Source organism: Xanthobacter variabilis (assembly GCF_043831965.2).
In the GTDB taxonomy this organism is placed as follows: domain Bacteria; phylum Pseudomonadota; class Alphaproteobacteria; order Rhizobiales; family Xanthobacteraceae; genus Xanthobacter.
Window position 1 is genome coordinate 435,823 of the sequence record NZ_CM195533.1, and the last position, 13,825, is coordinate 449,647.

Below are 13,825 nucleotides of genomic sequence, written 5' to 3' on the forward strand. Positions count from 1 at the left end.
GAGCACCTAACAAAACCTGCTGATAGCTCTGAAGCATATGATGGCGGCAGCAAGAACACAGAAGGCACGATAGAGGTCGGTGTGACGTTCGTAGCGGATGGCAAGACGGCGGAACTGGTTGATCCAGGCGAAGGTGCGCTCGACGACCCATCTGTGCTTGCCGAGATGCTCGGAGCTGTCGATGCCGCGGCGGGCGATGCGGGGCGCGATGCCCCGCTTGCGCAGGTCCCGGCGGCGGCGCAGGAAGTCGTAGCCCTTGTCGGCGTGAAGCTTCCTGGGTCGGTTGCGAGGGCGTCCGCGTCGTTGGCGAACCGGGTGGACCGCATCTACCACCGTCGTCAGCGCCATGCTGTCGTGCCGGTTGGCGCCGGTCAGGACGAGAGCGAGTGGGATGCCGCCACGGTCGACCACGATGTGCCGCTTGGTGCCCGGCTTGCCGCGATCGGTCGGGTTCGGGCCGATCGCGTCGCCCCCTTTTTCGCCGGCACCGACGAGGCGTCCACGCTGGCGCGCGACCAGTCGATCTCCCCGGAAAGGTTGAGGCGCTCCAGCATGTGGCGATGGATCTCGTCCCACAACCCGGCATCCTGCCAGGCGCGCAGCCGGCGCCAGCAGGTCATGCCCGAGCATCCCGCCACCTCAAACGGCAGCCGCTCCCATGGGATGGCGGTGTAGAGCACGAACAGGATGCCGATCAACGCCTCGCGGTCCGCCACCCGGGGCCGGCCGCCCTTCGGGCGCGGTGCGGCGGGCGGAAACACCGGGGCGATCTCGGCCCAAAGGGCATCGGGCAATAGCTTCTTGGCCATGCCCAACGCTCGCTCAAAGATGGTTAACAAATGGTTTTGTTAGGCACTCTAAACCACTTGTGAGATGCGGGATTGCGCTCAACGTCTCCAAGCGGAAGCGATACTCAGGTCGAAGTTTGGCGAACCGGCCAAGCCGCCCACCGACTACTGATCGGGTTCAAGATGCTAGCCGGCAAAATTCTTGCCATTCATTGCGAGGCCGCCGAGACGCGCATCGGGTTCCGGCTGCGTCCGCCGCCGACTTTCGACGGCGGGCCGCTTCTGGATAGGGCCTCGAATGGAAACTCGAACATCAACGGCCCACTTTTACCGCTTCGCGCGCGGACAACGCTGCGCGTCGAACTCGCACGCCCAGCGCGCCGATGGTCCCGGTCGTCACGACAGCTTTGGGGATAGCAATAGACTGGCCGAATGACCGAGATGGGGGCGCTAAGTCGAACGTCTGCTATCAGGCGATCAATCAATGTCTACTGCTGGCGCAAGTAGGTCAATGCGCCTGAACGCCCCGAAGGATGGTGGAGGTATCCTGAAGATGCCATCTTAGCCTCGGTCAGTGACCGGCGTGCAGGTATCCTCGCCTGCACGCCAGCTCCGCAAGCCGGCGAGTTTGGGAGCGGAGCACTATGCTCAGCATTTACCGGGATCACGCAAGGGCGCGTGCCGCTTCCCGTCGCAACGTGTCGACAAGCACCTGCAGGGCGTCGTTCAGCAGCGGCCATGCCCAGTCTTCATAGACCTCGCCCTCCGCGACAGAGAGCGACAGGGCACAGGATGTTCTTGAGGTGGCGGAGGCCGCGTGTGTGCCCGCCGCAAGATGGAGCGTCGGCGATAGGGTGAGACCGAGGCGCATCGCGTAGGGGTCATTGGTCGGACCGGCGACATGCTGCTCGCCGCCGGGGCTGCCCGGCTGATAGCTCATGCAGAGGGGCGAGCGCTCCTGGATATCGTCGTGGGGTCTGCCGAGGGTGATGGAGGCGTGCTGTTTGTCCACCGGGTTGAGGCTGAACGCGACGCCCATGTCGGGCTGGGCCGAGTGGAGTTTGATGAAGAGGGCCGGATTGCACCACGCCCGGATGATGGCGTCGGACGGGGCGTGGATCAGGCGGCGGTGGCGGACGAGAAGCTGGTGCTGGCCGGTGGCGGAAACGTGCAGGAACATGAGACGACCTCTCGCGTGAGAAGAGCGTCTCATCCCGGCCTGGGTGGCTTTACGGAGAAGGCCGAGAGAAGAGCCCAGCGGAAGAAGCTGCTGGGGTAGAAGAGATGGCAAGAAAGAGGTCTGTTGTTGGTCTTGAGGCAGAGGGACCCAGGCCAGGGATGAGACGCTGCCGGGCGGGAGTGCTTCGGCTCACGTCATATAAAAAGGCGGCGGGGGCCGAAATACACGGTACCTCGTCAGGGTATGAAGCCGCCGTGGCCGTGAGTTTTCAATCCGCTGCCTCTTGGATCAATGGCGCGATCCGGTCCGCCAGTTTGTCTTCGCTCAGCTCGCTTGCGGCCAGCGCCAGCCAGGTGGTCACTGCCGTGGCGTCGTCCATGGCGAGTTCATAGCCGTTGAGGGCCAGGAACAGCTCGCACACCACGAAGGACGTGCGCTTGTTGCCGTCGACGAACGGGTGGTTCTTGGCGATGCCATAGGCATAGGCGGCGGCCAGGGCCGCCATGTCGGAGGTGGACACCTGCGCTCCGGCGGCCTCGTCCGGCTGCATGTAGTGGTAACGGTTCTTCGGACGATCGAGAGCCGTCTCCAGCAACCCTTCGTCCCGCACGCCCCGGCCGCCACCATGCTCTGCAAGCTGGGCGTCATGAACGGCGAGCACGACGGCCTTGTTCACCCAGCGCGGCTCGCCCCGATGGGGGCCGCTCATTTCGCGAGTTCCCGGAGCACGTTGCGGCGCTTCTTCATGATCTTGCGGGCTTCCTCCATCTGCGCCTCGAACTCGGGCTCGTAGGGCGACAGGTGGTAGCCGTCCGGGGTCTCGGTCAGATAGAGGGTGTCGCCCTGGCCCACCTTGAGGCGCGCCAGCACCTCCTTGGGCAGCACCGCGCCCACCGAGTTGCCGATCTTTCCAAGCTTCAGCGCAACCATGACCGTGCTCCCTTCTGTATGAACGATTGTATGAACCATATAGCGGCGTCAAGGCCAGTCCGCTCGGCTGCGCCAGGCAGGGAGCGGATCGGCTCGGTTCTGCTCACTCCTCGGTGAACGGCTCCCAATCCTCGATCAGGCGATGAACCGGCGTGAAGTCGGTGTAGCGCTCGTGCAGGCGGGCGGCGAGGTCAGGGTCCCCGGTCTCGCCGATAGCCGCAATCACGGCCTCCAGCGGCAGGGCCATGAAGGGCACGCTGTCAGTCCGGTCGGCCAGCATGGTGCGGTAGAGGTCCACGGCATTCCAGACGTCGCGATTGCCGGCAGGGGCGATGACCACGAAGATGGCGCGGGCGCCCGGCCCCAGCCGTTCGCGGATGAGGGCGGCGAGGAGGTGTTCAGCAGTCAGCTGAACCAGCGGATCAGCCAGGAGGCCTGGCGCTTCAGGATCGAGGTGAAGGGCGCAGGTGCGGGTCAGCTCCCGGTAGCGCGCCGTGCTGCTTCGGCCCGGCTGGCGCATGGCCTCGGAATATTTCATTTCGATGGCAATGAAGGCGGGATGACCGTCCGGGGCAAGGCCGCTCACGAAGAGGTCGAAGGCGGTGTAGTCGCCGAGATAGGTGGGGTCGCCCCGGCCGGGCGAGTGCTCGAAGGCGAGCTTCCTGACTTCGCCGAAGAAGCCGGGGAAGAGGCGGTTGAAGAGCGCGCGGCCGTGGTCGGGCGCAGTCTGGCAGCGGGCAAACAGGTTGAAGGTGAGCGGCTGGCTCGATAGGAGGTTCTCCCACAGCCTCTGCTCTTCGATGAAGGCGCCGATCTCCCGATAGGCCGTCGCGCGGCGGGTCAGGCGGGCGATGTCTGGGGTCAGGAGGTTGCGGCCCCGGCGGGCGTCGTCTGGATCGAGGCGGCTGCCGAGGATGCGCTGGCGTCCGTCCCGGCTCCGATGCCAGCCGGGCGCCAGGCCTCGGCTTTCCCGCCAGATGGATTGAAGCAGGCGGGCGCAGCTCGCAAAGCGCGTGTCACCCAGCTCATTCACATGATAGCGTTGTAGAATCTCACGAGGCACAATAGGGAGAAGTGAGTTCTCATAACCATATGTATTATCAGACATTTCGTCACCTGATTGCTGATCAGTGACGATATTTCCTGTCGCCCTGCGACAACATTACGCAGCTTCGCGACCGTCTGATTCGGCTTCCAAAACTCTATATTTATTGTCCGGCAAATTCCGGGCGCCTTCGCCAACCTCCTGTGAGGCGCTTTCATGTCCTTCGATTCGTTCTCCTCTGCAGTAATTCTCCCGCAACTTTCCACCCAGTCCAGTGGGCAGTTCATGGGGCCATTTGCACCTGCCCTTCGTGTGACCGGGGCGAGGGGCGACATGGCGTGGTGCGGGAGGCTGAGGCGGCCCACGCGCTACATCAGCCGAGATGAACTGTGTCGCCTTTACGAAGGCATCCTGTTTGCGAACTATCAGGGCGCTGTGTTGAACGCCGAGGTTACCTTCTCTTGGCGCCTTGCCGGTTACGAGGGCACCATCCAGATGAATGGAGCCCTCAATCGGGTCTTGGACCGATTCCGAAAATTCGCGGCTCATCGAGAAATGAAAGCATATTATTACGCGGTCAATGAACACGGTAAGCATAATGGATATCATACGCACATGTCATTTCATATCCCGGACAAATACCGGGACGATTTTCGCCGGTGGCTGAGTGACATCAATAGTGATACGGCTAATGCAAGGCGCACGAAGGGGTTCATTTTCCTGCGAACCCATAAACAGGATGCTGTGCATAGCCAGTGGCGCTGGTTTCAGTATTGCATGAAAGGCCTTGACCCAAGGTTGCTGAAAGGCGAGGCAAAGGGAGAGGGTTATGAGAAGCTTGACACCAACAAGCTTGCGGCCGTGTCGCGCAGCGAAACGGGCAGCATTGACATAAAACGATTGCGAATTGCTCGTGCGATGGGGAAAAAGGCCCAAGCTGACGCCGGATATAAGCCGCCATTTACGATGCTCAACGTAAGGCCTGAGTATCGATATCAGGATAGCGAGTACAGGCGCGGACTGATTGACCATAATGAAGTTTTGAGAGAAACACTCAAGGCATTGGACTCGATGGACCTTGTTTAGATCAGGGCAGGATATCCGGTCGGCTCGATCCCAGTTCCGTGAAGTACCCAGGCTGGAGAGCTGTGGATGTGACGGCCAAGTTGACTGAATCGACCCGCAGTGGAGTGCGTCCGCTGCGGGTCATTTGCTGTGTCAGATGAATTCATACATATGCGCCCTCCCCGGCGGGCTCTTAACTGGCACGGCTGCACAGTGCGTCCGCGATTGCCGCGTGCCGGTGACGGCATGAAGACCCAGGAACGGCAGGTGCGGCGGCCTCGATGGAGCGGTTCCTCAGCAAACTGTCGTGTCGTGCATGTCTGGTGGGTGGTGGTGTGAATGGCTCCGTTTTTTGGATCTTCATGAATAGGGAGCCTCCGTTTCGTCTTTACAGAAATCGAGCGCCAAAAGAGACAGAATTACAATGCGTTATGAATGGTCCGCGTGGCTAAGCGCGATTGGAGGCGGGTCGGCCTCGGTCTTGGTGCTCCAAGCGCGCCAGCAAGGCGGCGAGGCCACGGTCTGGTTCAGCGGCGGGGTGGCCGTCGCGGACGATGGTGCCCCGGCCGGGATAGAAATTCCATTCGTCGATTTTGAGCTGATAGGCGGTCTTGCGCTCGAAGCCGATGCCGAGGGCGTTCAGGCGATGGATGGCATGAACCATCCGGGGCGGGTCATCGGGCAGCGGCGCGTCGCTGGGGAAAATGCTTCTGCTCATTTTGGTTTTCTCCTCCTGCTGCCGAGGTGGTGGCAGAGCGCACCAGGGCATGGATGATCTGGGGCAGATGGTCAGGGGAGAGGGAGAGGGAGAGGGAGAGGGAGAGGATGGCAGGGCGATCATCATCGCAGGGGGGTATTGCGAATATGGTGCGCGACGCCGCGCGTGAGTAGTGCTGACCTGCGTCTCGTTTGCCGGGGGTGCCCTCGCGCCGTGCCGCTGGGCAAAATAAAAGCCTCCGCGCCGGGTTGAACGGCAGCGGAGGCTGTGAGAGTGCGATTTGTCGAAGGTCTCAGGTGTTCGTGGGTGGCCCGAAAGGTCCCCATGGTCCGGGATTGAATGTGGGCTCAGGTGGGAGTTCGTCCCGGCTGCGGCCCAGCAGCGCCAGCAAGGCGTCGATGCCTCGTTCGGGCAGCAGGCCGTAGCCGTGCCGGACGATCCGCCCACCGGTGAGGTAGAACGTCAGATCCTTTATTTTGAACACCTCCATGTCGTCATCCATTGTGAAGGGGATGTTGAAGATCTCCAACATCTCGATGAAATCTCCAATGGGGTCGTGTCCGCCGATCCAATCAGCGGGGAGGGCTTGGTTCTGCATGGTGATGTCTTTCGGTGTGTGGGAGGCTGCGGCGTCAATTGTCGGGCCGTGTCGTGCTGGCGGCATGGAAGGCGCACTCACCCGGCGCCGCTGGGCAAAGCATCCAGCCAATTGCGCGCCGCATCCATGGTGATGAGGGTGCGCCGGCCCACCTTCTTGATGCGGAGCTTGCCGCACTCGATTTCCTTGTAGGCCAAGGTGCGGCCGATGCCGGCCCACTTGCAGAACTCAAGAATGGAAAGGGCGCCGTGCCCGTCTGCCTGTGCCATCGTGATCTCCGTTGATGTGGCACTGGCCCATATAGAAGCGGCTTTTCCGCCGACTCATCGCAGGCGGACAAAAATTGGCGCGCCCGGTTCTGACGAAGCAGGCGATTACGCTCCCGCTGGGCTGCACCTGCTTGGGCGTGCAGCAGGAGCGGAGGCCGGCGTGGCGCGAATTCTGCGATCAGCGATAGTTGTTGGTATTTTAGTAGCGCTCTTTGCTGGCGAGGCCTCCGCGCAGCAAGGCGTGACCTACGGCCGCTGGGCCGACAATCCGGCAGGGTGCGGCGACACCCAGCATAGCGGCGTCGTGAACTTCGAGGGGTTCGTCTTCAACAAGCTTGCCTGCCGCACGAAGACGACACGGACCTTCTATGGCGGCGAGGAGCGGGTGATGACCTGCGACATTGGCGAGACCAAAGGCAGCGAGGGGCTTCTCACCTTCGTCCGCACGTCCGACGCCACCCTGGAACTGGAAATGCACATCTTTGCCCCGGCGGCGCCGATCAACGGCCGGATCGCGCTTTTTGCGTGTCCGGTCCGCTGAGGCGGTGGACCGGCGTCATTTTTCGCGGGAGCGACCCTGCCTTCTCGCTCTGGCTGCGAAACCCGGAAGCACCGACCGAAAATGACGTGGCACGGGGATATCATCCCCGCATCCGCTTCCCGTCCGACGAGGAACATTCATGAGCACGATCGCTGTTGTCTTGATGCTTGCTGGTGCTCTTGTCCTCGGCTTGTTCCTGGCAAGTGCAGCCATGGGAGAGGCGCTGATGGCCGGAGATCGTCACCGTTGAAGGGGCCGGGCTCTCTCAACAGGTGAGAGCTAAAAATTACTCGGATTATTTCGCAGCATTCACTGTCGAATTGCATGTACGAGCGCGGTTCTTAAATGCCGCCGCGACTGCGCCAGCAGGGGCGCCGGGCGCCTTGCTCCCGGCCAGCTGCCCAATCACACTTTTTGCGTGCGCAGGCGCCGGAAATCATCCTGCTACGCCCAAGATTGACGTAGGTGTGTGGTAACCGTTCCGACCCATGCGATAACAGGGGGCGGAACATGCGCGCGACAGGACGATGGCGGGGTGGAGAAACAGCCGCGGCGGCAATCGCCGCAGCCCAGCTCTGAGGCCCGCTTATGCGTGTGCGCATTCATCGCGGGACGAAGGAGATTGGCGGGACGGCAGTGGAGCTGGAAACCGAGGGGCAGCGCCTGCTGCTCGATTGCGGCCTGCCGCTCGATGCCGAGCCCGATGTTCCTGTCGTGCTGCCGGAGGTGGCGGGTCTCGCCGCGCCTGATCCCTCCCTGCTCGGGGTCGTCCTCTCCCATGGTCACCGCGACCATTGGGGGCTGCTCGGCCATGCGACCGGGGCGCCTCCGGTCTTCATGGGCGCGGGAACCGAGCGCATCCTCGCCGCTTCGTCCTTCTTCATCAAGGACGTGCCGGCGCTGAAGGCGGCCGCCCATCTTGAGGATGGCCGGTCGCTCGCGCTCGGTCCATTCACCGTCACGCCGCATCTGGTGGACCACTCCGCCTTCGACGCCTATGCCCTCACGGTGGAAGCCGGCGGGCGGCGGCTGTTCTATTCCGGGGACATCCGCAGCCATGGCCGCAAGGGCGCCCTGTTCGACCGGCTGGTGAATCGCCCGCCCAAGGACATCCACGTGATGCTCATGGAGGGCTCCAGCCTCGGCCGGCTCGATGAAGAGGCGCGCTTTCCCACCGAGGCCGAGATCGAGACGGAGCTGACCCAGGTCATCGGCCGCACGCCCGGCATGGTGCTGGTGGCTGCCTCGGCGCAGAACATCGACCGGGTGGTGACGATCTTCCGCGCCGCCAAGCGCAACGGGCGCACCCTGGTGGTGGACCTCTACGCGGCCGAGATGCTGCACGCCACCGGGAAGGACACCATCCCGCAAACCTCCTGGCCGGAGGTGGCGGTGTTCACGTCCTGGCACCAGCGGGTGAAGGTGAAGAAGGCCGAGCGCTTCGACCTGATCGAGCGCCACAAGGCTGGCCGGGTGTTCCCGGAGGATCTCGCCGCGCACCCTGAACGATACGTCGTGCTGTTCCGCGGAAGCCTGCTCGATGACCTCGTGAAGGCCCAGTGCCTGGCGGGCGCCCATGCCGTCTGGTCGCAATGGGCGGGCTATCTGAAGGATGAGAAGACGGCCGCCCTCCTTGCGGCACTGAAGGCGCAGGGCATCGGCTTCGAGGTCATCCACACCTCGGGCCATGCGGCCATCCCCGATCTGAAACGGCTTGCCGGCGCCATCGCGCCGCAGGCCCTGGTGCCGATCCACACCTTCGAGGCGGATCGGTTCCCGTCCTTGTTCGAGAATGTCGTCGTGCGGCGCGACGGCGAATGGTGGGAGGTGTGAATGGCTGAGTTCAAGCGTGGCATCCGCAAGAAGGGCATGATCGAGGCGTTGGCTGATCTGGCGACCCGGCCCGGCTGGTGGCGGGACGTGCTCCAGGACAAGAGCCTCGTCATCGGCGTGCGGGACGACTATCTCAACGTCTATTGGCGCGGGCAGTCCATCTTCAAGGTGGAGATGAAGCACGAGCGCATCATCGCCACCACCCATCCGAAGTATCTGCTCGATCCCGACCTTTCCGGCCAGGTGGCGCTCGACACCGAGACCGGCGCCTTCGCGCTGGATGGTCTCGACGCTCTGACCCGCATTTATGTGCCCGGCGAGACGCTGCCCAAGCTGAAGAAGGCCGCCGGCCTGTTCGCGGGGGACGAAAAGGCGGGCGTTCAGGCCATCGTCAATGCCAATCCCAACGTGGTGGATGTGGAGATCGCCTTCCCCGCCGAGCCGGGCAGCCATAGCGTGCCGCGCATTGATATCGCAGCTTTCAAGCCTGCCGATAGCGGGGTGAAGCTTGTCTTCTGGGAAGCGAAAGTGCTGAGCAACACCGAGCTGCGCACCACTGGCGAAAAGAATGTGGTCACGCAGATCAAAGGCTATGTCGAAGTGCTGGCCGCGCATGCTCCGGGCATTTTGGACAGTTATCAGGTCATCGCGGAGAACCTGTTGGCTTTCGAAACGATGAGCCAGCAGGCACGAACCGTGTCGGACGAAATTAGGCAGGTGGCGGAAAAGAAGGTCAAACTGCTACTTCCTGATCCCGCCGACGTGCGGCTGGTAGTCTATGGCTACGATGCTCTTCAGCGTGACAATATGTGGGAGCCTCTGAAGGTGAAACTGGAGGATGTGCTCGGCACGGGCGCCATCTTGTGCCGCGGTGAGCCGGACGGCATCAAGCTGTAGGCGTTTCCTCCAAAGGAGTGGCAATTCCCACCGCCAGCGCCCGCATGAGCTGCTCTGCGTCCGCCCCGGCCCGGTGCCGGGGCGGTTCTGCTTCCAGCGCGGCCATGGCACTCTCACGGCGCGCATCGGGCAGGCTGAGCAGGAGGGCTGACCAATTGCCGAGGGAGAAGCTCGGCTTCAGGCTGCTGGCGGTGAACAGGGTGCGCAGCCAATAGGCATCATAGGGGCCGCCGTCGCACCAGACGAGGCCACCGCCCAGCTTCTCATTGAGCAGAGCTGCGACATCCTGCGCGGCCATGCCGGCCGAAAGCTCGCTCATGGCGATACCGTGCACCCGTCGTGACGCCAGGCTCCAATGGCCGAAGCTGCGCCAATCGTCGGTGGGCCGGATCAGGGTGGACCAGACCGTGATGGGGGCGTCCTTCCGAGGCCACATCGCGAGGCCCACCTCGATGGGATAGCTACGCTCCTCCAGGGAACTCGCTTCGAAGTCGATGATGCGCACGGGCCAGGAGAGGGTCATATCGTTCGCCATCCTTATCGATCTCGTGGTTTTTGACGGCACGTCTGCGGGCCTGAGCTAGACCCTCAAGCCAGCCTGCGAAGCGCCTCGTCCAAAATTTTCCTTACTTTTTCGTAAGACGCTTTCACTTCTGGAGAAATTCTGTAGGGATTGACGGCATCGGGCGGCAGGCGAGCGTTCCCCTTGCCATCTCCTATATTTTCTTTATTGGAAATATACTTTTTCTTTGTCATATTAACACTCCATTAACTATTGGCTCATGTCCATATTTTCTTGGTGTGTGCTGTAGCCCGCGGCGCGTGCGTAAGGCCCTCTCTTCGTCGAACAGCCCAAGAAAGTCTCTCTCTTTCCAATGTGTTAGGGACGCCAAAATCGGCCAGAACCTCATGATGAACTGGAGCGGGCGGGCGGCCCCGATGCCTTGAACCTCGCGTCACCAGAATGGGCACCGAAGCCGAAGCGGGTCCGCTCGCGTGGGTAGCCGTCAGACGGCCGGGTCTTCCTTGGCTGGGCCCAAAGTCAGTGGAATCTGCAATTTTGCGTCGTAGTGCGGGTCCGGTAAGAACGTCGTCGCATCAGGCGGCAGAGAGAACTCCCGTAGAAGATGGCACCTGTAGTATAGCGTCAGGAGCTGCACGTCGGCGTACACTGTGAACTGATGCGTAGGCTCGTGATAAATCACCCGGCCACGCGGCCAATCCGCCCAATCGCCTTCCAGTTCGCACTTAATTTTATACCCAGGCCACTCTTCTATATGGGCATGTTCCTGAACCCAGTATTCCATCATTTGCTGGGCTTCTGGCCAGGGGGTTGATCTTGACAGGAGCCTGAATTTTCCCAAAGCCTTGGTGACCCAGAAGAGGCCCACCTCTGGGATGCCGGCCTGCCGGAGTGCCGCCCGGCGTCGCTGCTTGGCTTGAATCTGTGCGATAATCGCACGCTCGGCCTCATCATCTTCCTCCGCGGGATCCACGGGAAGTCGGGGCAAAGACATTTCACCGCCTTTCTTTGGCGATCTTGACCCGGCGCACCGCCTGCCAGTCATTCGCAGACTGCGGTCGCGTGCGAATGAACTCAATGGCTTGCAGCTTGCGCCGGGCGGTCTTGTCCTCGGCCAGCCTGCGTGCTGTTTGAGCTGCGCCATGGCCCGCCCAGCGCGCACGCAGCTCTTTCTTCGTTGAGGGCGCTGAAAATCGATATCTTCCCACCATCTTATGGACGCTCGAACCAGCCTGAAGCTCAAGATGCCTTGAACTTCTCGCCGCCGGAATGGGCGTCGAAGGCGAAGAGGGCCCGCTCGGGCGGGGAGCGGTCAGAGGGTTGGGTCCTCATTGGCAGGGTCCAAAGTTGCTGGAATTTGCAATTTTGCGTCGTAGTGCGGGTCTCGCTGGAAACGCGTCGCTCCAGCCGGAAGCGAGAATTTCCGCAGAATCTGGCTCTGGTAATATGGCGTCACAAGCTGTGGGTCGGCGAAGACTGTGAAGAGGCCGGATGGCTGGTTATAGTTCACTCGCCCCCGAGGCCAGTCGGTCCAGACACCTTCCAGTTTATACATTGCCTTACGGCTATCCCACTCCTTGTGGTGGGCAAATTTTTCCACCCAATTCTCACCGGCCGGCTCAGCTTCGGGCCAAGGCGTCGATTGAGACAGGAATTCAAATTTTCCGAGGATCTTGGTGACCCAAAAGATGGCCACTTGCGGTACGCCCGCTTTGCGAAGGGCGGCCCGGCGGAGCGCCTTTTCCTGGAACTTGGCAATGAAGTTACGCGCGGCCTTTTCCTCGTCAGGCGTCATCGGGCGTCGCGTGAAGGTCATGTGACGGCCTTTCTCTGAAAGAGCGTTAGCAGGTGGGCGGTGCGCCGGAGCTGGCGGGCTGGCCCGAGACCTTGAATTTCGCGCCGCTGTAATGGGCATCGAAGGCGAAACGGGTCCGCTTGGGTGGCAGGCGGAAAGCTTGGAGGATCGCTGCGCGGAAGCTGTCGCCGGCCAGTTGCCGGTCGATATAGGCGGTGAAGACTTCATCGCGGACATGATAGACAACGCGTCCGCGCGGCCAGTCTTCATATTCGCCCATGAGCTTCAGCTTTTTCCGCAGCCTCGGCCAGAAGTCGTAATGGGCCATCGCCTCGGTTTTGAAGTCGCCATAGTCCTCCGCCTCCGGCCACGGTGTGCGGCAGGTGAAAAGCTCGGGGCGGCCCGCCTGCATCACGAACCAGAAGATGCCAACGCAGGGAATGGCGGCGTCTTTCCCCTGGGCCTCATTCTCCGATGAAGGGAGGGGACCGCCGTCAGTCTGTTGCTCTGTGGTCATCCTGACGCGCTCCTACTGGGTCGCACGAATGGGGGCGGTGCCCCCTATTCACGTTGCTCGCTCAGTTTGTGACAGCAAGCTGCGCAGACGTTCCGGCCGCACCGCCTCCACATGGTCACGCCAGGGGGCCAGGAAGTGCGCCAGCTCCATGAGCCCGCCGGCCTCTAAGGTCACCTGAAGGCGCCCATCTTCCAGCTCTCGCATCTCCTGCGTCGGGTGGAAGGCGGTGTTGCGGGCCTCGGCGGCAGCGGCGGGAGCGAACAGCAGCTCGATGCGCTCCGGCTCTTCCTGGAAGAAGCCGAAGGAACGGTCCGCATAGGCCCGAAGGTCGAACCCTTCCGGCCGGCGGCCGGGCTCGTCCAGCTCGATGGCATGGTCGATGCGGTCGAGGCGCAGCAGATGGGGCTTCGGCCGGTCAAGAAAACCCGAGACGATATAGTGGCGCGTGCCCAGGATGAGACCGAACGGCACGAGACGATAGAGGTGCGGCTCTTCCTCCCCGATCTTGCGGTAGCGGACCTCCACCGCGCGCTCGGCCAGAAGGGCGTGGCGGATGGTCTTCAGCACCTCGGGCCGGCAGAGCTGCGCCGGGCCGGGCACATGGGCCCACACCTCCGTGCTCAGATGGGCTTCGATATCCGGGTCAAGGCGCAACGCCTCCTTCGGCAGCAGGGCCGCGCCGATCTTCCGCCGGAGGCTGTCGAGCAGGTCGGCCCGTGCGGGGTCGCGGGCCCGCATGGCCTCCGCGAGATTGCTGAGTTCCGCCAGCTCTTCCGCCGTGGGCATGGTGAGGAAGCTGAAGCCCTTGGGCAAAGGCAGGCGGTAGCGCACCTTCGGTCCATTCGACTCGTAGTCCGGCAGGCGCTCCAGTTCGCCGAAGGCTTCCTCCACCAGATCGCGCATGCGCTCGGCGGTGCGGCGGGACAGCTCATATTCCTGCTGGATGTCGTCGATGGTCCGGCCGCTGGTATTCGCGGCAAGGTACAGCGCCAGGTCCAGGGCGACCTTCACCTTGCTGAAGCGGCTGTCCTCAGTGGGCTTCCTGTCCTTGCTGACCATGGGATGAATCCGCCCTTTCCGTTCCGCCTTCCGCCCGCCCGTGCCTGACGTTGCGGCGCCGCAACTT

General features: G+C 62.5%; 19 protein-coding genes. 4 read left to right on the forward strand and 15 right to left on the reverse strand.

Annotation, left to right across the window (positions count from 1 at the left end; translation table 11 throughout):
- Positions 1–6: 6 nt before the first annotated feature.
- The 5 genes from V5F26_RS01890 to V5F26_RS01910 all read right to left on the reverse strand — a co-directional run bounded on the left by V5F26_RS01890 (position 7) and on the right by V5F26_RS01910 (position 3,931).
- A protein-coding gene (locus V5F26_RS01890) for an IS5 family transposase (RefSeq protein ID WP_394946824.1) occupies positions 7–809 on the reverse strand; the annotation gives its coding sequence in 2 pieces (ribosomal slippage) (positions 7–479 and positions 479–809; 804 coding nt in all).
- A 643-nt stretch (positions 810–1,452) separates the two neighbouring features.
- Positions 1,453–1,968 carry a hypothetical protein gene (locus V5F26_RS01895; protein ID WP_394946789.1) on the reverse strand — a complete coding sequence of 172 codons (516 nt, stop codon included), beginning with the start codon at positions 1,966–1,968 and terminating at the stop codon, positions 1,453–1,455.
- A 268-nt stretch (positions 1,969–2,236) separates the two neighbouring features.
- Positions 2,237–2,677, reverse strand: coding sequence for a type II toxin-antitoxin system death-on-curing family toxin (locus V5F26_RS01900; RefSeq protein ID WP_394946790.1), 441 nt, complete (start codon positions 2,675–2,677; stop codon positions 2,237–2,239).
- Positions 2,674–2,898, reverse strand: coding sequence for an AbrB/MazE/SpoVT family DNA-binding domain-containing protein (locus tag V5F26_RS01905; RefSeq protein ID WP_234050726.1), 225 nt, complete (start codon positions 2,896–2,898; stop codon positions 2,674–2,676). The genes V5F26_RS01900 and V5F26_RS01905 overlap by 4 nt, the downstream gene beginning before the upstream one ends.
- A 103-nt stretch (positions 2,899–3,001) precedes the next feature.
- The gene (locus V5F26_RS01910; RefSeq protein ID WP_509210531.1) at positions 3,002–3,931 is read right to left on the reverse strand and encodes a PGN_0703 family putative restriction endonuclease; all 930 of its coding nucleotides are present in this window, start codon (positions 3,929–3,931) and stop codon (positions 3,002–3,004) included.
- Positions 3,932–4,159: 228 nt separating this feature from the next.
- On the opposite strand from V5F26_RS01910, the gene V5F26_RS01915 reads away from it, so the two are divergent.
- Complete coding sequence (locus V5F26_RS01915) at positions 4,160–5,029, forward strand: hypothetical protein (RefSeq protein WP_394946792.1); 870 nt, start codon at positions 4,160–4,162, stop codon at positions 5,027–5,029.
- Positions 5,030–5,456: 427 nt separating this feature from the next.
- On the opposite strand, the gene V5F26_RS01920 is transcribed toward V5F26_RS01915, so the two are convergent.
- From V5F26_RS01920 to V5F26_RS01930, 3 genes are all read right to left on the reverse strand, one after another.
- Positions 5,457–5,726, reverse strand: coding sequence for a hypothetical protein (locus V5F26_RS01920; RefSeq protein ID WP_394946793.1), 270 nt, complete (start codon positions 5,724–5,726; stop codon positions 5,457–5,459).
- A 292-nt stretch (positions 5,727–6,018) separates the two neighbouring features.
- Positions 6,019–6,324, reverse strand: a complete 306-nt coding sequence (locus V5F26_RS01925) for a hypothetical protein (RefSeq protein WP_394946794.1) — start codon at positions 6,322–6,324, stop codon at positions 6,019–6,021.
- A 77-nt stretch (positions 6,325–6,401) separates the two neighbouring features.
- On the reverse strand, positions 6,402–6,593 hold the full coding sequence (locus tag V5F26_RS01930) for a DNA-binding protein (protein WP_238123355.1): 192 nt from the start codon (positions 6,591–6,593) through the stop codon (positions 6,402–6,404).
- 1 nt (position 6,594) lies between these two features.
- On the opposite strand from V5F26_RS01930, the gene V5F26_RS01935 reads away from it, so the two are divergent.
- The 3 genes from V5F26_RS01935 to V5F26_RS01945 all read left to right on the forward strand — a co-directional run bounded on the left by V5F26_RS01935 (position 6,595) and on the right by V5F26_RS01945 (position 9,864).
- Positions 6,595–7,134, forward strand: coding sequence for a hypothetical protein (locus tag V5F26_RS01935; RefSeq protein WP_394946795.1), 540 nt, complete (start codon positions 6,595–6,597; stop codon positions 7,132–7,134).
- Between the two features lie 588 nt (positions 7,135–7,722).
- Positions 7,723–8,967, forward strand: a complete 1,245-nt coding sequence (locus V5F26_RS01940) for an MBL fold metallo-hydrolase (protein WP_394946796.1) — start codon at positions 7,723–7,725, stop codon at positions 8,965–8,967.
- Positions 8,968–9,864, forward strand: coding sequence for a hypothetical protein (locus V5F26_RS01945; protein WP_394946797.1), 897 nt, complete (start codon positions 8,968–8,970; stop codon positions 9,862–9,864).
- Here V5F26_RS01945 and V5F26_RS01950 read toward each other — a convergent pair.
- The 7 genes from V5F26_RS01950 to V5F26_RS01980 all read right to left on the reverse strand — a co-directional run bounded on the left by V5F26_RS01950 (position 9,854) and on the right by V5F26_RS01980 (position 13,758).
- Positions 9,854–10,399: a hypothetical protein gene (locus V5F26_RS01950; protein WP_394946798.1), complete on the reverse strand. Its 546-nt coding sequence runs from the start codon at positions 10,397–10,399 to the stop codon at positions 9,854–9,856. The two genes, V5F26_RS01945 and V5F26_RS01950, sit on opposite strands and share 11 nt — an antisense overlap.
- A 53-nt stretch (positions 10,400–10,452) precedes the next feature.
- Positions 10,453–10,620: a hypothetical protein gene (locus V5F26_RS01955; protein ID WP_394056701.1), complete on the reverse strand. Its 168-nt coding sequence runs from the start codon at positions 10,618–10,620 to the stop codon at positions 10,453–10,455.
- 251 nt (positions 10,621–10,871) lie between these two features.
- Positions 10,872–11,381 carry a hypothetical protein gene (locus tag V5F26_RS01960; protein ID WP_394946799.1) on the reverse strand — a complete coding sequence of 170 codons (510 nt, stop codon included), beginning with the start codon at positions 11,379–11,381 and terminating at the stop codon, positions 10,872–10,874.
- A gap of 1 nt (position 11,382) precedes the next feature.
- Complete coding sequence (locus tag V5F26_RS01965) at positions 11,383–11,598, reverse strand: hypothetical protein (RefSeq protein WP_394946800.1); 216 nt, start codon at positions 11,596–11,598, stop codon at positions 11,383–11,385.
- A 101-nt stretch (positions 11,599–11,699) separates the two neighbouring features.
- Complete coding sequence (locus tag V5F26_RS01970) at positions 11,700–12,203, reverse strand: hypothetical protein (protein ID WP_394946801.1); 504 nt, start codon at positions 12,201–12,203, stop codon at positions 11,700–11,702.
- A gap of 25 nt (positions 12,204–12,228) precedes the next feature.
- The gene (locus V5F26_RS01975; RefSeq protein WP_509210532.1) at positions 12,229–12,594 is read right to left on the reverse strand and encodes a hypothetical protein; all 366 of its coding nucleotides are present in this window, start codon (positions 12,592–12,594) and stop codon (positions 12,229–12,231) included.
- A 153-nt stretch (positions 12,595–12,747) separates the two neighbouring features.
- On the reverse strand, positions 12,748–13,758 hold the full coding sequence (locus tag V5F26_RS01980) for a helix-turn-helix transcriptional regulator (protein WP_394946803.1): 1,011 nt from the start codon (positions 13,756–13,758) through the stop codon (positions 12,748–12,750).
- Positions 13,759–13,825 lie beyond the last annotated feature (67 nt).